The 20,482-nt window shown below is 51.4% G+C and carries 23 protein-coding genes, 1 pseudogene and 1 riboswitch; of the genes and pseudogenes, 7 read left to right on the forward strand and 17 right to left on the reverse strand.

The features are described 5' to 3' along the window. Position 1 precedes the first annotated feature (1 nt). Positions 2 to 259, reverse strand: coding sequence for a YjhX family toxin (locus ACMYSO_RS23920; RefSeq protein ID WP_434585418.1), 258 nt, complete (start codon positions 257 to 259; stop codon positions 2 to 4). 278 nt (positions 260 to 537) lie between these two features. After that, positions 538 to 861, reverse strand: coding sequence for a gamma-glutamylcyclotransferase family protein (locus ACMYSO_RS23925; protein ID WP_434585417.1), 324 nt, complete (start codon positions 859 to 861; stop codon positions 538 to 540). Positions 862 to 1,028: 167 nt separating this feature from the next. Then, positions 1,029 to 1,097: riboswitch (Fluoride riboswitch) on the forward strand. A gap of 78 nt (positions 1,098 to 1,175) precedes the next feature. Here ACMYSO_RS23925 and ACMYSO_RS23930 point away from each other — a divergent pair. From ACMYSO_RS23930 to crcB, 3 genes are all read left to right on the forward strand, one after another. Further along, positions 1,176 to 2,084, forward strand: coding sequence for a DHHA2 domain-containing protein (locus ACMYSO_RS23930; protein ID WP_434670864.1), 909 nt, complete (start codon positions 1,176 to 1,178; stop codon positions 2,082 to 2,084). Next, positions 2,081 to 2,518 (forward strand): universal stress protein, encoded by a 438-nt coding sequence (locus ACMYSO_RS23935; protein ID WP_434668531.1) that lies wholly within the window; start codon positions 2,081 to 2,083, stop codon positions 2,516 to 2,518. The genes ACMYSO_RS23930 and ACMYSO_RS23935 overlap by 4 nt, the downstream gene beginning before the upstream one ends. Before the next feature lie 170 nt (positions 2,519 to 2,688). After that, positions 2,689 to 3,042 (forward strand): fluoride efflux transporter CrcB, encoded by a 354-nt coding sequence (gene crcB, locus ACMYSO_RS23940; RefSeq protein WP_434670865.1) that lies wholly within the window; start codon positions 2,689 to 2,691, stop codon positions 3,040 to 3,042. Positions 3,043 to 3,158: 116 nt separating this feature from the next. Here the strand turns inward: crcB and arsC are convergent, their stop codons facing one another. Genes arsC through ACMYSO_RS23955 form a run of 3 tightly spaced genes read right to left on the reverse strand, consistent with a single transcriptional unit; the run spans position 3,159 to position 5,250 of the window. After that, the gene (gene arsC / locus ACMYSO_RS23945; RefSeq protein WP_434668533.1) at positions 3,159 to 3,584 is read right to left on the reverse strand and encodes a glutaredoxin-dependent arsenate reductase; all 426 of its coding nucleotides are present in this window, start codon (positions 3,582 to 3,584) and stop codon (positions 3,159 to 3,161) included. 9 nt (positions 3,585 to 3,593) lie between these two features. Continuing rightward, a complete protein-coding gene (locus ACMYSO_RS23950; protein ID WP_434668535.1) occupies positions 3,594 to 4,886 on the reverse strand; it encodes an arsenic transporter in 1,293 nt (430 codons plus the stop codon). 43 nt (positions 4,887 to 4,929) lie between these two features. Further along, entirely contained in the window at positions 4,930 to 5,250 is a 321-nt protein-coding gene (locus ACMYSO_RS23955; protein ID WP_434668537.1) for a metalloregulator ArsR/SmtB family transcription factor, read from the reverse strand. 86 nt (positions 5,251 to 5,336) lie between these two features. On the opposite strand from ACMYSO_RS23955, the gene arsH reads away from it, so the two are divergent. Then, on the forward strand, positions 5,337 to 6,035 hold the full coding sequence (gene arsH / locus ACMYSO_RS23960; RefSeq protein ID WP_434668539.1) for an arsenical resistance protein ArsH: 699 nt from the start codon (positions 5,337 to 5,339) through the stop codon (positions 6,033 to 6,035). Positions 6,036 to 6,065: 30 nt separating this feature from the next. On the opposite strand, the gene ACMYSO_RS23965 is transcribed toward arsH, so the two are convergent. The 5 genes and pseudogenes from ACMYSO_RS23965 to ACMYSO_RS23985 all read right to left on the reverse strand — a co-directional run bounded on the left by ACMYSO_RS23965 (position 6,066) and on the right by ACMYSO_RS23985 (position 9,145). Beyond that, on the reverse strand, positions 6,066 to 6,806 hold the full coding sequence (locus tag ACMYSO_RS23965; protein ID WP_434670866.1) for an SDR family oxidoreductase: 741 nt from the start codon (positions 6,804 to 6,806) through the stop codon (positions 6,066 to 6,068). 241 nt (positions 6,807 to 7,047) lie between these two features. Beyond that, positions 7,048 to 7,194 carry an SDR family NAD(P)-dependent oxidoreductase gene (locus tag ACMYSO_RS23970; protein WP_434668540.1) on the reverse strand — a complete coding sequence of 49 codons (147 nt, stop codon included), beginning with the start codon at positions 7,192 to 7,194 and terminating at the stop codon, positions 7,048 to 7,050. 72 nt (positions 7,195 to 7,266) lie between these two features. Next, positions 7,267 to 7,905 carry an SDR family oxidoreductase gene (locus ACMYSO_RS23975; RefSeq protein ID WP_434670867.1) on the reverse strand — a complete coding sequence of 213 codons (639 nt, stop codon included), beginning with the start codon at positions 7,903 to 7,905 and terminating at the stop codon, positions 7,267 to 7,269. A 146-nt stretch (positions 7,906 to 8,051) separates the two neighbouring features. Continuing rightward, positions 8,052 to 8,225 (reverse strand): annotated as a pseudogene (locus ACMYSO_RS23980) (alpha/beta hydrolase); the annotation flags it as partial. Next, positions 8,225 to 9,145 carry an alpha/beta hydrolase gene (locus ACMYSO_RS23985; RefSeq protein WP_434668541.1) on the reverse strand — a complete coding sequence of 307 codons (921 nt, stop codon included), beginning with the start codon at positions 9,143 to 9,145 and terminating at the stop codon, positions 8,225 to 8,227. The pseudogene ACMYSO_RS23980 and the gene ACMYSO_RS23985, both read right to left, overlap by 1 nt. A 138-nt stretch (positions 9,146 to 9,283) precedes the next feature. Here ACMYSO_RS23985 and ACMYSO_RS23990 point away from each other — a divergent pair, with 138 nt between their 5' ends. Further along, a complete protein-coding gene (locus ACMYSO_RS23990; RefSeq protein WP_434668542.1) occupies positions 9,284 to 10,183 on the forward strand; it encodes a LysR family transcriptional regulator in 900 nt (299 codons plus the stop codon). 155 nt (positions 10,184 to 10,338) lie between these two features. Here ACMYSO_RS23990 and ACMYSO_RS23995 read toward each other — a convergent pair whose 3' ends face one another. Both ACMYSO_RS23995 and ACMYSO_RS24000 read right to left on the reverse strand, forming a co-directional pair. Next, positions 10,339 to 11,169 (reverse strand): oxidoreductase, encoded by an 831-nt coding sequence (locus tag ACMYSO_RS23995; protein ID WP_434668543.1) that lies wholly within the window; start codon positions 11,167 to 11,169, stop codon positions 10,339 to 10,341. 293 nt (positions 11,170 to 11,462) lie between these two features. Continuing rightward, positions 11,463 to 12,470 (reverse strand): AraC family transcriptional regulator ligand-binding domain-containing protein, encoded by a 1,008-nt coding sequence (locus ACMYSO_RS24000; protein ID WP_434668544.1) that lies wholly within the window; start codon positions 12,468 to 12,470, stop codon positions 11,463 to 11,465. 480 nt (positions 12,471 to 12,950) lie between these two features. On the opposite strand from ACMYSO_RS24000, the gene ACMYSO_RS24005 reads away from it, so the two are divergent. Then, on the forward strand, positions 12,951 to 13,934 hold the full coding sequence (locus tag ACMYSO_RS24005) for an alpha/beta hydrolase (RefSeq protein WP_434668545.1): 984 nt from the start codon (positions 12,951 to 12,953) through the stop codon (positions 13,932 to 13,934). 295 nt (positions 13,935 to 14,229) lie between these two features. On the opposite strand, the gene ACMYSO_RS24010 is transcribed toward ACMYSO_RS24005, so the two are convergent. Beyond that, positions 14,230 to 14,721, reverse strand: coding sequence for a DinB family protein (locus tag ACMYSO_RS24010; RefSeq protein ID WP_434668546.1), 492 nt, complete (start codon positions 14,719 to 14,721; stop codon positions 14,230 to 14,232). Between the two features lie 75 nt (positions 14,722 to 14,796). Beyond that, on the reverse strand, positions 14,797 to 15,642 hold the full coding sequence (locus ACMYSO_RS24015; RefSeq protein ID WP_434670868.1) for an oxidoreductase: 846 nt from the start codon (positions 15,640 to 15,642) through the stop codon (positions 14,797 to 14,799). A 105-nt stretch (positions 15,643 to 15,747) separates the two neighbouring features. Here ACMYSO_RS24015 and ACMYSO_RS24020 point away from each other — a divergent pair, with 105 nt between their 5' ends. Then, positions 15,748 to 16,668, forward strand: coding sequence for an AraC family transcriptional regulator (locus tag ACMYSO_RS24020; RefSeq protein WP_434670869.1), 921 nt, complete (start codon positions 15,748 to 15,750; stop codon positions 16,666 to 16,668). Between the two features lie 54 nt (positions 16,669 to 16,722). On the opposite strand, the gene ACMYSO_RS24025 is transcribed toward ACMYSO_RS24020, so the two are convergent. The 3 genes from ACMYSO_RS24025 to fhuE all read right to left on the reverse strand — a co-directional run bounded on the left by ACMYSO_RS24025 (position 16,723) and on the right by fhuE (position 19,967). Next, a complete protein-coding gene (locus tag ACMYSO_RS24025) occupies positions 16,723 to 17,034 on the reverse strand; it encodes a RidA family protein (RefSeq protein WP_434668547.1) in 312 nt (103 codons plus the stop codon). A gap of 105 nt (positions 17,035 to 17,139) precedes the next feature. After that, entirely contained in the window at positions 17,140 to 17,679 is a 540-nt protein-coding gene (locus tag ACMYSO_RS24030; RefSeq protein WP_434668548.1) for a GNAT family N-acetyltransferase, read from the reverse strand. A gap of 83 nt (positions 17,680 to 17,762) precedes the next feature. After that, positions 17,763 to 19,967: a ferric-rhodotorulic acid/ferric-coprogen receptor FhuE gene (gene fhuE, locus ACMYSO_RS24035; RefSeq protein WP_434668549.1), complete on the reverse strand. Its 2,205-nt coding sequence runs from the start codon at positions 19,965 to 19,967 to the stop codon at positions 17,763 to 17,765. Positions 19,968 to 20,482: the final 515 nt, after the last annotated feature.

The following is a 20,482-nucleotide window of genomic DNA, read 5'->3' on the forward strand; positions in this document are numbered from 1 at the left end:
CTTAACGGTTATCGGGCTGAGCGCGAACCTGACTCAAGCCGGTGGTATTGATGCGGTAGGGTTGACCATTCACGGACTTAATCAGTTTTTTGGTTCTGAGTTTTTTGAAGACGGCGAGCGTGCAGTCGGAGAGCAACAACCCTTCTCGGCTGTAGCATTCAACGGCGGTGACGCGGCCTGATACATCGCGGACGTGCGTAATACGTCCACCTTTGGCGAGTACGTGTAAGGTACGTTGTTCCTGACGGGATAAATTCATACTGGAAAACCTGTTTCATCATCATGTGCAAAACGTGCAAACACATAGCAGTGTCCGCATTCGATTTCAGCGCAGTGATAATCAGTCCGGCCTGAAGAGGTCGGGGGGCTGATTATCAGATGATGACATTCTCCAGCATCAAAGCCTCGGGTTGAGTTGAAAGGTATTTACGCGATGAATAATAACACACAGTGTTTACCGGTGTATTTGGAAAGGGAAAAATGTGATCTGCTTCAGAAAGTTCATTTGGCCCGCCGCGTCGCGGGCTTGGGGCATAACTACTTGAGCATGTAGATGAAGGATTTCACCGTTTGACCGTCAACTGTCGTGACATCCACCGGCACGCGTTCGTATTCCGCACCTTCGAACTCATCCAGCACATGCCAGTGATTGCCCAGATGCGCAGAGGTGAAAAGGAAACCATCGACGTGGTTGCCTGAATTGTCCAGCACAATGCCGGGATAGCCCATTTCTGCGCCCCATCCTTTGTTCAGCAGCGAGCCGCCAACGCGGCCTTCCTGCCATGTGCCGCCAATATTCTCAAGAACATGGGCATTAGGGCGACCCGGGCCCAGGGTTCCGTATACAAACAAACTTTCCATGCTTCCTCCGATTATTAAACGATAGTCATGATATCGTACTCGCAGCGTCACTTTCCATATCGCCGACGAGATGAGCTGCGGTGAGAGCTGGCGCTAAAGGAAATAGCGATAAACCGGGCGTAATCAGCCAATATGGCGGCTGACAGGCAGGTTTTTCTGGCCTATACTGCTTGCAAGGTGATGGCGTTCCACCTTTCCCAACCGCCCCGTTCGGGGCTGATGACGCCTGATATGACTCTTGATTTCCAGGAGGTATGTCAGGCCGTCGAAAATCCTTCCCGGCCTGTGTACTTCCCTTTAGTGGGGATACACCATTGATTAATGTATTTGGTCACCTTAACCCAGACAGCGATGCTATCTGTACGGCCACCGTAACGGCGGACTGGCTGAACCGGTGCGGTCGTCCAGCTCGTGCCTGGCGGCCTGGAGAGGCGAATCCTGAGACGCGCTTTATTTTTGCCGCCGCCGGAATGAGCCTGCCAGCCCTCCTTGATATTCCCCTGAGCGATGAACCGGTCTGGCTGGTGGATTTTACCGAGCCGACGCAGGGGCCAGCAGACCTTGAACAGAGCAATATTATCGGCGTTATCGACCATCACCGCCTGGGTGGGCTGATCACGCAGCTGCCGCCGGAAGTGTGGGTTAAACCGGTTGGGAGTAGCGCAACGGTACTCTGGCTGCTGATGGACGAAGAGATGCGTCGCACGACACTTCCGGCGTACGCGATCCTGCTGCTTGGCGCGCTGCTCAGCGACACCGTCAACCTGCGCTCACCCACGACTACCGAAGATGACATCCGAATCTCCACTGAACTCTGCGCCCTGGCAGGGGTAGAGCGTCAGTCCTTTGTTCAGCAACTGCTGGCCGCCAAAACCGATATCAACGGACAGTCTGCCGGGCAGTTGCTCAATAAGGATCTCAAAGCGTTTTCTCTCGCCGGTACGGATGTGCGGATTGCGCAACTGGAGGTGGGCTCCCCCGATCAGGTCGCTCCTTTACTGGGGGAACTGCAACATGCGATGGCGCAGATGGCAGTAACCACCGGCGCCGGGCTGATCGTACTGATGGTGACCGATATCCGGGAATGTAGCTCCACACTCTATTTTGCCGGGCCGGAGGGGAACCACGTGGCTTCATGCGCCCAGCCGGGCATGGTCAGCCGCAAGAAGCAACTGCTGCCGTGGCTTGACCATTTCCTCCGCCAGCATCGGAGTCAGTCATGAACAGTTACCTTCACGCACTTGTTCTCGTTGAGGGTAAAAAGGACGGGGTGCCCCTGCTCGCGCAGGCGGTTACGCTGGCCCGTCAGCTGCAGATGAAGATCACGCTCGCCCATATCTGCACCGATTATCGGGAGCTGAACTACGTTTCGGACAGCAGGATGGATGATGCAGTTTCGCAGGAGGTTCTGCAGGCAAAGGCACTGTTCAGCGAGCTGACGTCCTCGGTGACTGAGCATGTTGATGTTCGTCAGCTGGTTACCCTGCGGCGTTTTGACGATGTACAGAAGTGCATCGCCGAGATGGGGGTTGACCTTGTAATCGCCGGCCACCGCAACCGCTTTATGGGAACGCTGACGTCCCGGTCAAATGAATATATCAATCACCTGAACGTCGATGTTCTGATTAAGCATGTTTACGACAAAGGGAAAGTATAACGCTATGAATTTTATACTTAAAAAATTACCACCTGTGAAGTTATGACTGCTTGCGGTAGTCATAGCGGTATCGGCAGAGGGGATGTCGGGTCTATCCGGTATCCCTCATGGTTCAGCATATATATTGAGATAAAGTAGGGAGTATCGCAGTGAGTCAGTTGGTAGCAATTATGGTTGGCGGGGCAGTGGGGTGTGTTATCCGCTGGTTTTTTGGGATCAAGCTCAATAGTTTCTTTCCGTCACTGCCGCCCGGCACGCTAGTGGTTAACCTGCTGGGGGCTTTTATCATCGGCGCCGCGATGGCATTTTTTATGCGTCATCCTCAGCTTGATCCGGCCTGGAAACTGTTGATCGTTACCGGTCTGTGTGGCGGGCTGACCACCTTTTCAACCTTCTCGGTCGAGGTCTTCACCTTATTACAGGCAGGGAACATCTTATGGGCGTTCACTTCGGTCATGGTGCACGTGGTGGGGTCACTGATCATGACCGCGGCGGGGTTTTACCTGCTGACATTACTGATCTAAACGAGGCCGCGCGGCCACAATAGTCCACCGTTACGTACTGCGTGAACAGCATCCACCTTCGTACCATACCGTCAAATTGACGAGGCTCCTGGTGCGAGGGCGGATGTTGGGAACGATTATTTAACCCGCTTCCCCGCGTGGTCCACCACGGCTTCACCATCCTCTTTGGTAAACGCGCCTTTCTGACCATCGGGAAGAATATCCAGCACAATTTCTGAAGGGCGGCAAAGACGGGTACCTAGGGGAGTGACAACCACAGGGCGATTAATCAGTATCGGGTACTGATGCATAAAATCGATCAACTGCTCTTCGGAGAACGTGTCTTCATCAAGCCCCAGTTGTTCATAAGGCTCCACGTTCTTGCGCAGAAGATCCCGTGCCGTGATACCCATGTCGGCAATCAGCGTGACCAACTCATTACGTGTCGGTGGTGCTTCAAGGTAAAGGATCACTTCCGGCTCCACTCCGCTGTTGCGGATTAACGCCAGCGTGTTACGCGAGGTACCACAGGCCGGGTTGTGATAGATAATAATATTGCTCATTCCAGTATCTCACGACAAAGTGACAGAGAGCCGCCATCCCAGCGCGGCCAGCGTAACAAACAGCACCGGCAGGGTCATGATGACGCCAGTGCGGAAGTAATATCCCCAGGAGATAGTCATATTTTTCTGTGCCAGCACATGTAGCCACAGCAGGGTGGCCAGGCTGCCAATTGGCGTAATTTTCGGGCCTAAATCGCAGCCGACGATATTGGCAAAAATCATCGCCTCTTTGATGACACCCGTTGCCGTGCTGCCGTCAATCGACAGCGCGCCAATCAGCACCGTCGGCATATTGTTCATCACCGACGACATCAACGCGGTGAGAAAACCGGTGCCGAACGTTGCAACCCATAACCCCTTGTCGGCCAGTTGGTTCAGCACCCATGAAAGATGCTCCGTGAGCCCCGCATTGCGAAGCCCATACACCACCAGATACATACCCAGCGAGAAAATCACGATCTGCCAGGGGGCACCGCGCAGAACTTTCCCGGTATTAATAACATGGCCTCTTTTCGCCACCACCATAAGCACTGCCGCGCCGGTGGCTGCTATTGCGCTGACGGGGATGCCCAGCGGTTCCAGAATAAAGAACCCCATTAAAAGGAATAACAACACCACCCAGCCCGCCCTGAACGTTGCCGGATCCTTGATCGCACTGGGCGGTGCTTTCAGCAGCGTAATGTCATACGTTGCAGGAATATCTTTGCGAAAGAAGAGATGCAGCATGATCAGGGTGGCGGCAATGGCGGCCAGGTTCACCGGGACCATCACAGAGGCATACCGGGTAAAGCCAAGATTGAAGAAATCCGCCGAGACGATATTCACGAGGTTAGAGACTATCAACGGCAAACTGGCGGTATCCGCGATAAAGCCCGCCGCGATAACAAAGGCCAGCGTCGACCTTGCGCTGAACCCCAGTGCGAGCAGCATGGCGATGACAATCGGCGTCAGGATCAACGCCGCACCGTCATTGGCAAACAGTGCAGCAACGGCCGCACCGAGCAGCACTATCCAGGTAAACAACAGCCGGCCTCGTCCGTTTCCCCAGCGGGCGACATGTAGCGCAGCCCATTCGAAGAAGCCTGATTCATCAAGCAGCAGGCTGATAATGATCACCGCGATAAATGCCGCCGTCGCGTTCCAGACGATATTCCAGACGATGGGGATATCCCCAACGTGGATGACCCCGGTGGCCAACGCCAGCGCGGCTCCGATACTTGCGCTCCAGCCAATGCTGAGGCCTCTGGGCTGCCAGATGACCAGCACCAGGGTCAGTAAAAAGAGGCTTGCGGCCAACAACATTTCAGGCTCCAGTATATGTGATTATGTGCATGTGATTGCGCACTTAGCAGGCGCTACAGGCCGATTTTTCCAATCGCTCGCGCACATCATCCCGCAGACATTGCCAGGACGTTGTGATGACTTCTGCTGCCCATGCCGGCATGTGGGGGGACAGACGATAGTGGATCCATTTGCCTTCCCGACGATCGAGTACCAGCCCGGACTCACGAAGAATAGCCATGTGCCGTGAGATTTTGGGTTGTGACTCGCTAGTGACCGCGCAGATGTCGCAGACGCAAAGCTCTCCAGCTTCCCGGAGAAGCATGACAATAGTCAGACGCGTTTCATCTGCCAGAGTTTTGAAAAGCTGAACAGGTTGTAGCATTTATCACTCCGTTTCCTTTAGGGTTCATATATGGTAAATCATATGTGACAGGTTTGACATCACCACAACCGTCTGGAGGAGAAAAAATGGTTCAATTTCCTGCCCTGAACGCGGGATGCTTTGATCAACAGATCGCGGAACACCTGAAACAACAGGAACCGCCGCGGTTCCTGATTTTGTATGGCTCAGTAAGAGACCGTTCCTACAGCCGCTTTGCCGCGGAGGAAGCCGGCCGCCTGCTGATGGCAATGGGGGCGGAGGTCAGAATGTTTAATCCCTCCGGCTTGCCCTTGCCAGATGATTCACCAGATACGCACCATAAAGTCATCGAACTGCGTGAACTGGTCAGATGGTGCGACGGGATGGTATGGAGTTCACCGGAGCGGCATGGAGCAATGAGCGCGGTTATGAAGGCGCAGATTGACTGGATACCGTTAAGTGAAGGTGCCGTTCGTCCTTCGCAGGGCAAAACGCTTGCGGTGATGCAGGTTTGCGGGGGCTCGCAATCCTTCAATGCCGTGAACCAGATGCGAATTCTGGGCCGATGGATGCGAATGTTCACTATCCCTAACCAGTCCTCAGTGGCTAAAGCCTGGCAAGAGTTTGATGAAAATGGACGAATGAAACCCTCGCCCTGGTACGATCGGGTGGTCGATGTGTCTGAGGCGCTGTTTAAGATAACCTTGTTACTGAAAGGGCAGAGGGATTATCTGGCAGACCGCTACAGCGAACGAAAGGAAACGCACGAGGAGCTTTCGCTCCGCGTCAATCAGGAAAAAATCTAACTTCAGGAAATGATGCCGTTATTGCTAAATCTAGTAATGCACCAGCCCGCCATCCACGGCGTACTGGCTGCCGGTGACATAGGATGCATCATCAGAAAGCAGAAAGAGTGCAACAGCAGCGGCTTCTTCTGCTGTTCCTGCCCTACCAAGAGGGACCTGGCTGACCACAAAATCTTCAAACTGCTGACGCGACTCTTCCGGCATAAAATGTCTAAAGTTCGTTTCAATCGGACCTGGCACCAGGGTATTGGCCCGTATACCACGTACGGCCAGCGCAGAGGCCCAGCTTTTAACCATGGCGACAACGGCGCCTTTAGTTGCAGCATAGAGGCTTGTCATTGCGGCACCTTCATAGACAGAAGAGGATGAGGTGACCAGAACAGATGCTCCTGAATTGAGTGAGGCGGAGAGTGCGGCAAGCTGCAGCATCGGACCCCGGACGTTAGTATTCATCATGTGGTTGAAAGCATCAGCCGTCACAGATTCCGGCGTACCTACTTCTGCGAAGCCGGCATTAAGCCATAGCCCGTCAAGCGAGCCCCAGCGGCTGATATCCATTTGCAGTTTTTCGATATCCGCTTCGCTGGCAGCATCACTTTTGAGGATAAGTGATGTCTCAGGTAGCAGACTACGGGCATGTTCAAGCCGTTCTTCATTAAGCCCTGTGATGGCCACATGACCGCCCTCACGGACAATACGCTGAGCACCTGCGAATCCCATGCCGCTGGTACCGCCGGTGATAAGTATGCGTTTTCCCAGAAATCTGCTCATGATTACCCCGTCTTGATCTTTCGAATTATCGCTTACCTTACGAAGATAACCATCAGTCGTCATCTGTTTCATGACGCAACAGAGACATGATTGTTTCAACGTCTGAATGTGGTAGTGAGCTGACTGCTGCGAAGGTCAGCGGTGAGCGAAAACCAGAATATCAATTCACCCGAAACGGCGAATAGCGGCATCTACAGCAACCTTAGCCTGGTGCTCATAGCGAACATCAAGCGCCAGCAGCTCAATATTCTCCGCCGCTGAATATTTGGCGTAATTTGTCCATATTACGCCCCGTTGCCACCACACTATCTCCCTGCTGCAAAGCGGCTTTCGCTATATGTCCCCCCATACCGCGGGCCGCACCGGTTATAAACCAAACACGATTCATCTTATTTCACCTTAATAAGTTTAAGAACCCGTACTGCAATACAAGCTGTACGGGTAAAAGGGCATAATTGATTTACATAAAGTACGGCTTGTCGGCGTCGGTCCCGGGCTGGTTAACACCGATATTTTCACCAATGTGTTTTTCAGGTTTATCAATCATATCGGCGATTAATGCGGCAACGCTTTTGCGGGATACCACCGTGCCTTTGAACGGCTCATTGCGGGTAGTGAGTTCATAATCAATCGTATCTTCATCCGTCAGCCAGGCCGGTCGCAGGATAGTGTAATCCAGCCCGGAGGCTTCAATCGCATCAGCCGCACGGCGGAATGGCCTGAGAGGTTCGCCAATAGTGGTGTTATTCCACTCGCCGAATTTTCCCGGGACTTCATCATAAATACCGAGAGAAAGGACGAATATCAGGCGTCTTACGCCAGCGATTTTCATCGCCGCAATCACCGCCTTCGCCTGAAGATCTAAATCCTCGCCGGTCAGATTGGCGTAAACCACATCCTGACCCACCATAGCCTGTTCCAGCGCCGCATGGTTTAACACATCGCCCATGATAATCCGGCTATTAGCCGGGTGGGGCTGGGTGATTTTCTCTGGCTGACGGGCAAATAACGTCTGTGTGACGCCCGGTTTATCCGCCAGCTGGTCGATAACATGGCAGGCAATCTGCCCGCTGGCACCCAGGATAAGGACGCTTTGCATCATGTTTTTCACAGGGTATTACTCCAGCTGTGCGGCAAAGAACGGGAGACTACAGCCCGACCATAGATTTCCAGCCCGTCACGGCAAGCCCCGAAAGCGCCTGTTTTTTCACCGACCACCACCATAACGGGTTGAATCAGCAACACTTCAGCAAGCGCTTTTCCGTAGACATTGCTGGACGTCTGTTCCTTACAGCGACCAAAAGGGTGGACGCTGATAATTGTCGGGTACTGTTTTGACTCATCGAACGCCGGTGGAAACTGAACGTTGGCGGCAATGTGCCTGGCCATATCGGCGTTCTGGACTTGAACAAGTTTCATTACAGCGTCTCCTCGAAGAACGGAGCTAATATGGAAACAGCTTCAGCGACGTATGCTTTACCGTCATACAAGTCCATGTGGTTGGCGCCCTCGACAATGTGGTACCGCTTGTCCTGGCTTGCGGCACGATCGTACAGATCGTCGCTCATCCATTTACTTCCCGCCGCACTACCCGCAATAATTTGCAGCGGCTGAGTCAGATAAATCTCCGCCATATGGTACGCGTCATAGGTAATGATCTGGTTGAGGCTTCGCAGCGTGGCGTATCCGGGGGCCGTCGGATACTGTGCCCGTGGCGTGTGGTAATACTCCCAGGCCTGGCGTAACTCTTCATTTGGAGCATCAGACTCCTTCATTGGCGCCAGCGGCATGGTGGCATGTGCAACGCTGCTGATATCACCGGTACGGGCATTGGAACCTGCTTCAACATACGGCAGTGCATCAATCGACTTCACATTGTTTTCCCAGCCATTACGGAACATCGAGCCGATATTAATGGCGCTGACGGTTCCAATGGCTTTGATGCGGCGATCCTGAATCGCGGCATTGGCTGTGTAGCCCGCACCGGCGCAAATTCCCATCGCGCCAATTCTCGCGGTGTCGACATAAGGCAGTGTGGACAGGTAATCAATCACCGCACTGACATCTTCGGTACGGATGTGCGGGTTTTCCAGTTGGCGCGGCTCTCCGCCACTTTCGCCCTGATAAGACGCATCGTAAGCCACGGTCACAAACCCTTTTTCTGCCAGCTTTTCGGCATAGGTGCCGGCAGTTTGTTCCTTAACGCCACCTCCCGGATGAGAAACCACAATAGCCGGGTACTTGCGGCTTTCATCAAATACGGGTGGGAAATAAAGCACGGCGGACAAAGAGATTGTCGGGATATTGCTGTTGGTGAAATTGATTTTCTGGTTCATCATCCGGTTCCTCATTGGGCTGTCGGTTATCTGTCATGCTTGATGGGATAACTATAGCCATTGATTATTAAGATGATTAGACCCAAAATAACGATTGAACTTATCATTTAAATGATTAATTGCTTGGGTGAAAACGCAGAGATGAAACGTGATGAGATAGCAGATCTGATGGCATTCGTAGCCGTCGCCGAAGAGCGTAGTTTCACCCGGGCTGCTGCCCGTCTGGGCATGGCCCAGTCAGCGTTAAGTCAGATAGTTCGTCGCACGGAAGAGCGGTTAGGATTACGGCTTTTAACGCGAACCACACGCAGCGTGGTACCGACGGAAGCAGGTGAACAACTTTTGTCTGTCCTTGGTCCAATGCTGCATGATATCGATTCGGCTCTGGCTTCATTGGGGGATCTGCGCGATCGCCCCTCAGGCACAATACGCGTGACTACGGTTGAACATGCCGCAAAGACCATATTGTTGCCCGCCATGCGCACGCTGTTGAAATCCAATCCTGACATTGATGTGCAGCTCCTTATCGATTACGGCCTGACCGATGTCGTCTCTGAGCGCTTTGATGCCGGGGTTCGCCTGGGGGGAGAGATGGATAAGGATATGATTGCTGTGCGAATTGGGCCTGATATTCCGATGGCGATTGTCGGTGCGCCAGATTATTTATCCCGACAGGGGGTTCCAACATCTGTCGCACATTTGGTCGACCATCGGGCTATCAATTTGTATCTTCCTTCATCGGGTACTGCAAATCGTTGGCGATTAATGCGGGGTGGGCGAGAAATTAGGGTTCGCATGGAAGGTCAGCTTTTATTGAATACCATAGACCTGATCCTGGATGCTGCTATTGATGGACACGGCCTGGCATACCTACCTTATGACCAGGTGCAGCAGGCTATTGAAGAAAATAAACTGACTCGCGTCCTGGACAAATTTACCCCAGATTTACCAGGGTATCATCTGTACTACCCACATCGCCGCCATGCTGGATCGGCATTTTCTCTGTTCATTGATGTGCTTAAGTATAAGGGGGCTGTTTAGATATCTTTTTTGATGATGGTTTCAGGCATTCAGAGGAAATGAGTACACTCTGTTACAACGTCCGCTCCTGGCGCGAAGCGGGCCTTGTTACCCAATGAGATCAATGTTTATCCTAATAAAAATAAGTGGGTATAAAAAAAATTATCTTTTAGCCATTAGCGCATTTGGCTAAGAATGATACGGTCAAACAAGCGATCGCCCAGCCAGATTCGCATACGTATAAGCAACCTGGCAAACTTACCGACGGCATATCGCGTTCGTGGGTTATCACTTTTAACAGCCAGGGACACGACATCTGCGACGACCATAGGATTACTACCTGTACCATGTCCGTAGGTTTTGTTTATCGCCTTGGCTACACTCTGCACAAGGTGACCGTATGGCCCACTAGCAGAACGTTTGACAATAGTTTCACTGGCGGCATTTCCAAAACCCGTCTCAATCACGCCCGGTTCGACAATGACAACCTTAATACCGAATTCCGCGACTTCAAGACGAAGGCAGTCTGACCATCCTTCAAGCGCATGTTTCGTCGCGTGGTACCACGCGCCAAGAGCGCTGTACATTTTCCCACCCATTGAGGTGATGTTAACAATGTGTCCGGCTCCTCGGGTACGCATGGCCGGAAGCAAAAGTTGCGTAAGCCTTGCCGCGCCGAAGAGATTGACCTCGAACTGATAGCGAGCTTCATCAATACCGATCTCTTCGACGGGGCCGTACAGCCCAAAGCCGGCATTATTGACCAGCACATCAACCCCCCCAGTTTGAGAAAGTATCGTGTTTACGCCAGAAACAATTTCTTCATCACGTGAAATATCCATCCGTAATGGTTGAGCGCCAAGCTCCGCCAAATCGGTCATTTTATTAAGGCTACGGGCGGCGACGTAGACCTGGTAACCATCATCAATGAGACGACGGGCTATCGCTTTGCCCATGCCGGACGATGCGCCGGTAACCAGCGCAGTTTTCTTTTCCTGAATAAACATAAGAACCTCACGTATTGGACTGGTCTCAGTTTGCATACACTCAGGTCAGAATGGCATAGGGATATACGCCATATGACTTGCCAACTACGCCACGTAAAGATCAGTCGGCCAGTTCCCCAGCGTGATTAACTGCTTAGAAGCAGGACAATAAGTCCGACTTCAATACGTACACTTTTCAACAAAAAATGTGCCACTGCCAGGGCTCTTATTGGCTTGTCATCATCAGGAAGAAAAGGAGCTAACATTTTGGATATCAAAGCGATTCTTTTCTGTGTTTGCCATGGTGACCTCTTTTAATCAGGCCGCATGGCTCCTCTGAGGGTTTCAGGGGTCTGGCCTGTCCAGGACATAAAAGCACGGTAAAATGAATTCGGGTCTTCGAAACCAAGTAGAAATGCGATTTCGTATGCGGACAGGCTGGTATTACTGAGATAATGGCGGGCCAGATTTTCGCGGCAGGTATTGACCAGCATGCGGAAATTCAACCCCTCATCCTCAAGTCTGCGTTGCAGCGTACGCTTACTCATCCCCAGACGATCGGCGGTTTTCTCGATAGTGGCTTCGTTACCTGGCAGCAACTCCAAAAGTACCGCACGCACGCGCTCAGCTGTTGAAGCCGTTATATCTAATTGACTAAGACGACGGCGTAACTCAGGCTCAAATATCTGCCACATACCTTCATTGACCGTCAAAAAAGGCCTCAGCGCATCAGTGGCTGAAAAGCTGATGACTGGTTTTTCACCCTGTGAGACGGCAGTACCGAAGAATCGTGTAAAGTGGCCTGCCTGGGTTCTGGTGAGAAGTTGCGGGAGATAGACGTTTAATGCCTTAATCGGTTCACGTGTTGCAAGTCGTGCCAGCTGAAGTATGAAAGCCAGTTCTGCTACCTGCAGGGACGTGGGAATATTCGTTTCTGACAACCAGCGCGGTGAAACCGTCAGAATGCCATTATGATCAACTGCCGTTTCCAGCACCATTGGAGCAACGAGTTGTTTATATCTGGCAAGACGCTGGACTGCCTGCATCATATTCGAACTGCACAATGCTGCGAAAATCGGTGGATCAAATATCTCAGCTGAAACCTTTTCAACCAGAAGCAGTGGGAATGAAGGATTATTTATTTCCGCTTCCAGTGAGAGCCACAACCGGATGTATTCCTCTGTACTGAGGCCATGCTCGGTTCTCGAAAACGTATCGTCCGGCAAACGTGCCCTGCGCAGGATGTGTTCAGATTTAAGTCCGATGTCCTTAAGCAACGTTCTCCAGCCGATATTAAGTGAGAACGTGAGATTACGAGCCATTTTCAGGTTCCTGAAGTGAATATTCAACTGAGATGAAACTACCATTATATTCTTTCGAATCCGAACCTTATATTCAAAATGCGCCATGACTGCTGCAAATCACGCCACCTGTTATTTTAGCTTCATCATGTTTGGTGTGATTGACCCGAAAGGGACAAGATCACCAATTGTGTAATGGTGTTGAAAATACTATCTCAGCTCAACGCTTCCCATGATGCGGGGTGAGCCAGACTGATTGGCTGTTCTGTTAATCATTGCCGTAATGGACGATACGCCATCACGAAGAACAATCGTGATGTTCTCACCGTCTTTACCAAAGTGTTGAGAACTCACTACCGGCACATTGAAGAACCCTCTACGCCAGTACGTATCCGTCATGTTGTAGTACTGCTATGTGTGATGATTTCAGCTTCAGTTGATACTACGCCCTCGCTATCATATAAATTGTCGCATACGCTTAGTTTTACGGGAACATAACCGGTGAATATTACAGGCTGCATTGCTCTTTTGAGCGCATGTTCATTTGTGAGTCAGGCGTCGATGCCGCTAACCTTTTCCGAAATATTCCTGGAAGCTCCGGGACCAACAGGCCCTTTGAAAGGTACGTTACTCACCCCAAATTCAAAACCAACCTCAGTTGCACTTATAATTCCTGGCTCCGGGCCTACAGATCGGGATGGAAACAACCCGCTTGGCGTGAATACATCACCTTACCGACTTCTTGCCGAAGGCCTGGCTTCAAAAGGCTTTGCAACGCTTCGTATCGACAAACGAGGAATGTTCGCAAGTGCATCGGCTGTAGATAATCCCAATGCGGTGACGATTGCTGACTATGTTGACGACGTTCGAGCCTGGGTAAAAGTGCTTAGACGCGAGATCCAAACGCCCTGTATTTGGATTATTGGACACAGCGAAGGAGGTCTTGTCGCACTTGCCTCAGCTCAGGGCGAGGATGTGTGCGGAGTGATCCTTGTTGCAACGCCCGGGAGGCCGATGGGCGAAGTGTTGAGAGGACAATTTAAGGCTAATCCGGCAAACGCATTTTTATTAGAGGAAGCTTTGCCGATAATTGATGCTTTGGAGCATCAGCGGCGTGTCAATACAAAAAATATACATCCGGTGCTGCAAAACCTCTTTAATCCCGAGGTTCAGGGGTTTTTGATCGATGCGTTTTCATATAACCCGAGCCAACTCATTTCGACCATTTCCAAACCTGTGTTAGTGCTACAAGGCCAACGCGACATCCAGGTAGAAGAAATGGATGCCAGAAAACTTCAAACAGCTAATCCTCAAGCATCCCTGGTAATACTTCCCAACATGAACCATGTGATGAAAGAGGTAACTTCGGACAATATCGAGGAAAATATCACTTCATATGCGGAACCAGCACTTTCTTTAGCTCCGGGTTTAATCGAATCGATTGGGAGTTTCCTAATCAACAATGTACCTTTTTCCGAAAAATAAATATTTTGCAGGGCAGGGCGGTACGGATAAAATTCTTTTTCGATTTTTCCAATATTCCTTTAAACCTCGTGAGCTTTAACCGTCTTAAATTACGCATGCTTCATGTCGTAAACATTAGCCTGGCAGGTGATGTATCAGTTCAGTCATGCTCCATTGCGATTTAACATCGAAAGACTGTTATGCACCTTCAACTGCTGTTCCAGGCATGAAGCGGGCCTTCCTTGACATTCATTTATGCACTCACGTTTGGCTTAAGGGCCAATGGAGTTTTAAACTGCATGGCCCTGTCAATCGTTTACTCGTGGTTATGATCTCTTAGAAAAACAGTCACGACGTCCTTGGGCGGGGTTACACCGCTTTCTGAAAGTAGCCAACCTACGGCGCCGCGATGATACGTCCCGTGAAACAGCACATGATTGAGCATATCCACTGCCTTCATCTCACCATGTCCGCCATCAACAAACTGGAATTTAATGGTTTCAGCAAGATCAACGGGGGACATAGAATTGACATGTTGAATATACCAGTCTGTACATTCAGTCATCGTTTTCAGAAGCTCATCAGCTGAGGGGGTTTCTGGCGTGTTTAGTGCCGTGTAAGAATGCTTCTGGCCGGTAATGTTAGCTCTGAAGATCCGATCAACCACATGTACGTGATTCATCAGTCTGAGCGTCAGATGGTGCTTTTCTGCGAAAGTAGACGCGTCAATTCTTTTCATAGCGTGTAGCGTTTCAATATCGATCCAGCGTTTATATCTAAACAACGTAACTATCGTGTCATTACCCATGCGTCACCTCTTTTATCTATTTTAGGATCATATCAGTAACATGTAGAGCTCTCTACTAGTCAATGCACTCCCTGCCTACGCCGGTAAGTCGCTATCCGTTGAGCGTGTTAGTGTTTCCCATTGCTCGATTTCCTTATCTAATGCAGCGAGTTTTTGCCGCACTAAACTCAATGCATCACTGCCTAGCAATAAATGCGTGGGTGGGTTGTGGCTCTCAATGATCGTCAGCATGGCGCGGGCGGCCTTCACGGGATCGCCGAGTTGCTTGCCGCTTTTTTCCATACGCGCCTGTCGAATGGGTTCAAAAAGATCATCATAGTCCGGAATGCTGCGAGCGCTGCGTACCATTGAGCGCCCGGCCCAGTCGGTGCGAAAAGACCCTGGCGCCACGGCGGTCACGTGTACATTGAACGGGACCAGCTCTTTGCTTAACGTTTCTGATATGCCTTCCAGCGCAAATTTGCTGCCGCAATAATAGCTAATGCCGGGCAGGGTAATAAAACTGCCCATTGAGGTGATATTAATAATATGGCCGCGATGGCGCTGGCGCATGCCTGGCAACACGGCTTTAATCATTGCCACTGCGCCAAACACATTCACGTCAAACTGGTGGCGCATCTCTGCGAGCGAGGATTCTTCCATGATGCCTTCATGGCCGTAACCCGCATTGTTCACCAGCACATCAACCGGACCGACGGTCGATTCAACCTCCGCGACTACCTCAGCAATACGCCCGGTGTCCGTAACATCCAGCAAGCGGCCGAAAGCCCGATGTGCATCAAGCGCCTCGAAAGCCTGCCTGGCGTGGTGGTTACGCACGGTCCCGATGACCCGATGACCTGCGGTGAGGGCTTCCTGCGCCAGCGCCCGGCCAAAGCCGCTGCTGACGCCAGTGATTAAAATCGTTTTTACAGATGCCATAAAATGAACTCCCATGAACAGTGAAGGTTGCATGGTATTCTCTGTACTGTGGTATTTTGAGGCCGGATCTTCTCTTTTTATTGCCTGATTTTATGAGGTGCTATGATGCCCGGGATGATTAGCATGATGAAAACACTGGCCGCGCAGGAGGGCTACAACCTGACCGCGTTGCCTGATGTGCGAATCTTGCGTGCCGACCGGCCGCTTGCCAGAACCCCTGTGCTGTACGACCCGGGGATCGTGATTGTCTGCCAGGGCAGCAAACGGGGCTATTTTGGCCAGCAGACCTATTTATATGATGAGCAGCACTACCTGGCGGTTTCGGTGCCGGTGCCATTTGTGATGGAAACCGACGCCTCGGCAGAACATCCGTTGCTGGCGATTTATATGCACCTGAATTTTCAGCTTGCCGCTGAACTGATGTTACAGATTGAACAGCATGGAGCCCCACATCCTCCCGCCGTGCCGCAAAGCATGATGTCGAGCCCCATGGATGACGCGGTAAAAACAGCGGTGCTGCGTTTGCTAGAAGTTCTGAACAATCCGCTTGAGGCGGCGATCCTTGGCCCTGCGCGGGTGCGTGAGCTCTATTTCCGTGTACTGACGGGCGAGCAGGGCAATGCAATGCGCGCCGCGCTGGCCTTACAAGGGCAGTTCGGCAAAATCGGTAAAGTACTACAGCGCATTCATGCCCTCTACGCTGAGCCGTTCACGCTGACGCAACTGGCGCAGGAAGCAGGAATGAGTGTGCCGACGTTTCATAGCCATTTCAAAGCGATTACCCGGATGCCCCCGATGCAATATGTGAAATCGGTCCGCCTGCATCAGGCGCGGATGTTGATGGTACGCCAGCAGATTACCGCCAGCGCCGCGAGTTATGCCGTTGGCTATGAAAGCCCGTCTCAATTTAATCGCGAGTTTAAACGCCTGTTTGGCCTGCCACCGGCAGAGGAGATAAAACGTATGCAGCGTCATTTCGCCGTTCCGCCAGCACAGCAAGCGTCGGTATTTATTTCATCGCATTAAGCGCCTGGCCCATTAGGTTATAAAGCTGATTTGGCATGACTAAACAGCTATGAATCAGAGGGCAAAAATTGTCTCAATTTCAATCTTGAGATCGGGGGAAAAGAGACGGCTGACTTCCACCAGCGAACTGGCAGGCAAGTGATCGCCATAATGTCGGTAGAGTACTTCGCGCAGCGCATTGATCTCATCAAAAGAGGTAATGAAAATAGTCACTTTAATGAGGGTGGAGAAATCAGCACCTTCTGTGGTGACGATTTTACGGATCTGACTGAATATTTCTTCTGCCTGTTCAGCGATGCCTGATTGCTGTGCGGGCGTGCCAAATGCCGTTAGCCCCGAGATATAGAGCGTGTCGGCATGTCTCACGGAGTGAATGTAGGGGGCCTTTACCTCACCTTACGGGGTTTACCAGTGATACAGGGGGGAATCAGCAATGACCACTCCTGCGCGCAGCGGAACTTGTCATTGTTATTACTCTGTCATGGCCTTGAAGTTCAATCGCATAGCTACGCGCCGTGCCGGATTGAAGCCCATTTTAACTTCCTCTGCTTTCTGGATCATCAGGTGTGGCGGACACGATAGTCCTTCCACAATCTCAAAACCTAACGCTGCGTAAAATTTGGCATTAAAGGCGGCCATGTTATCTGTCGTGAGTGTGGCGCCGGTCAGGCCGCGTTGCTGCCCATAAACCAGGATCGTTTGCATTAATAATCTGCCAATTCCACGACGTTGCCAGTCAGGATGCACATCAATTTCAGCAATGTGCATCCATATGTTTTCATAATTACCAGCAACGAACCCTACAGGGGTTAAATCAGCCGCAAAGGCTGCAAGCAGCAGGCCATCTCGGCTGAAATCATGAAATTCCTTTAGGCTATTTGCGACAGCCTGACCCGTTACCGCACCTGCTTCACGAAGTGTTTCAAACGCCGCTAATTCAATGGCGCGGAGTGAAGAAAAATGTTCAGGCTTCGCAGCACTTATCGTAATGTCCAAAACGCCGTTCTCCATTTTTCTTTTTTAGTTTCAATACTGCTATGCGCGAGGAGCAAACACTAGCTGTTCAAACGACTCCTCGCTGCAGGTTTCTTTTATCAGAATTGATACGCAACGGTCACTGAAACATTACGCGGCTCACCGTAGACGTAGCCACTCATATAGGTGTAGTACGTCCGGTCAAACAGGTTATTCACGTTAGCCTGTACCGAGACCTGTTTATTAACCTGATATTGGGCAAACAGGCTAGCCAGTGGATAACTGCCCTGGTAAACCCGCTGGGTGCTGCCATCGGGGGCGGTGACATCCTCAAACACACGGTTTTGCCAGTTGATTCCCCCGCCAATGGTCAGCGCCTGGAGCATCGGCAGGCGATAACGGGTAAACAATTTCAGGTCGGTCTGAGGCTGATCCGGGTTATAGCGACCCTCCGAATCACGTGCGACATAGCGGGTTGCGCCAAAGGTCATTTGCAGGTTATCGGTGAGTGCGCCGTTCAGCTCAAACTCGGCTCCTTTGCTGCGGGCCCCTTTGGTTGGCGCGTAAGCCTGCTCGCTGCTGTTATTGACAAAACTGCCATCAACGGCCTGACCAACATTATTTTGTTCTATGCGGAAGACCGCCACGGTTGCGGTGAGGCGGCCATCAAACCAGGCCGATTTCAGACCCGTTTCATAGCTTTTCCCCGTGACGGGAGCCAGATATTTTCCACTGCTGTCGCGATAGGTCTGCGGTTGGAAGATAGAGGTGTAGCTGGCATAAGCAGACCAGGTGTCATTGATGTCATATACAGCACCAGCGTAGGGTGTAATGTTGTTCTTTTCCATATTGCCGCTCGTCCCATCGGTGCTGTACCTGGTATAACGTGCACCGACAATGAGCGACAGCGGGTCACTCAGGGAGAAACGCACCGCGGTGTAGGCCGATTTCTGGCGCACTACGTCATCCGCGTTCTGATACCAGTCACCCCATGTTGGTTCGGCAATATTGCCATTCCAGTGATTGTTGAAGATGCCGATATCGCTGGTGGCAATATCACCGGCATCTTCATCCGTGATGCCGTTGCTACTGTTGGTCACATTATGCTGGCGGCTGTAGCTCATACCCGCCATCAGCTGATGCTCACGCCCGAACAGCTCAAACGGACCGCTGGCGTAACCATCCACGGAGGTCAGTTCACGCTTGCCCCGGTCCATGCTGCCAAAACCATCGGCACCTTCGCCGGTATCCTGATCCGGGTATGACAAATAGCCCACATAAAGTAGCTTATCGCTGAAGGTATTTTCAGCGTGGGTACCGTTCAGGCGGAACGTCCAGCCGTTATCAAAGTTATGTGTCAGGTCGGCATACACTTTGCGCGCGGTTGTATGATAGTAGGTCCAGTCGGCGGCTGAATTCAGGCTGCGCGAGTAATGGGTCAGGGCGCCATTGCTGTAGAACACCGGGTTGCCACCCCAGGTGGGATCCTTGGTATCGGCATCCTGATAATCGTAGCCAAGCGATAACGTGGTGTTATCGGTAATATCCGCATCCACCACGCCATAGAAGAATTTGGTGTTTTTACTATACCGATCCAACCAGCTGTCCTGATTCTGGTAACCGGCAATGACGCGGCCGCGCACGGATCCTGATGCATTTAATGGGGTGGACACATCGGCGACATAACGCTGTTTATTCCAGCTGCCGTAACTGGCGCTGAATGAACTGGTAAATTCTTTGCTGTCCGCATGCTTACGCACCATATTGACGGAGGCTGCCGGGCTACCCGCCCCGGTCATCAGGCCAGTGGCGCCACGAACCACCTCGATACGGTCATAAATTGCCGTGTCTGAAGCCGCATCGCCATAGTTCCAGGCATCACCCACCGTGGTAGGAATACCGTCAAAGGTAAAGTTGCTCAGTTGAAATCCACGCGAGAAGTAGTAGGTTCGCTCGCTGTCAATCAAATTACTGGTGATGCCCGTGGTGTTATTGAGCACATCATTTACCGTCTGCAGTTGTTGATCCTGCATACGTTGCTGAGTGATCACGCTGACGGACTGCGGTACATCGCGCGGTGTCAGCAACAGTTTTGTCCCCGCACGCGAGGTTTTAACCTGGTAGTCTGTCTTGTCCTGAGCTGCCGTGGCGTCGCTATCCGCATTGGCATTTACGACCATGACTTCCGGCGTTTGCGTTTCCTCTGCCGCCAGGGCTGGATTGAGAAAGGCGTGTATCGCCATGGTCAGAAATGAGATGGTGAAGGTTTTACGGATGCGTGGCTCGCTCGAACCCGCACAGATTTCCCTGCGATCCAAAAACATAGTATTTCCCGCCCGAAAAGAGTGTTGTTGTGTTAATTCTTATTTTTTATTGCAGCGCTATGCGTTCTCGTATAGCCAACCGGATGAACCCGGCAGGGGAGACCAGCTTCGTAGCGGCGCGATTTCTCACGCAAGTTTTGCGGGGGGGTGTCACAGCGACGGCATGTGCCCAAACATTTTAGTATTACGCACGGTGCTGCGGCATTTAACGTTAATAACCGCCCTTGTTGAGAAAGCCAATGATAATCATTTGCTTTAAAAAAACTAAAAATGTCTCATTTAATTGTGTAACTGGTTGTGTAAATTACTGTAAATCAATGTATAGCGGTGAAATCGAAACGTTGGTTGTTGACGTTCAGGCTTTTATCGCCGTGAATTCATTGCCAAATTTGGCCATTTTCAGCTTAAAAAACGTGTTTATGTTGTGAATTGGCAGGGCACAGCAATCTGTGGTTTTCTGCACATTTGCGTCATTTTGGTTAATGCGTATTATTCTCATTCTCTCTTCAGCCCTC

The sequence above is a fragment of the Klebsiella sp. B345 genome (assembly GCF_051131735.1).
Classification (GTDB): Bacteria; Pseudomonadota; Gammaproteobacteria; order Enterobacterales; family Enterobacteriaceae; genus Klebsiella.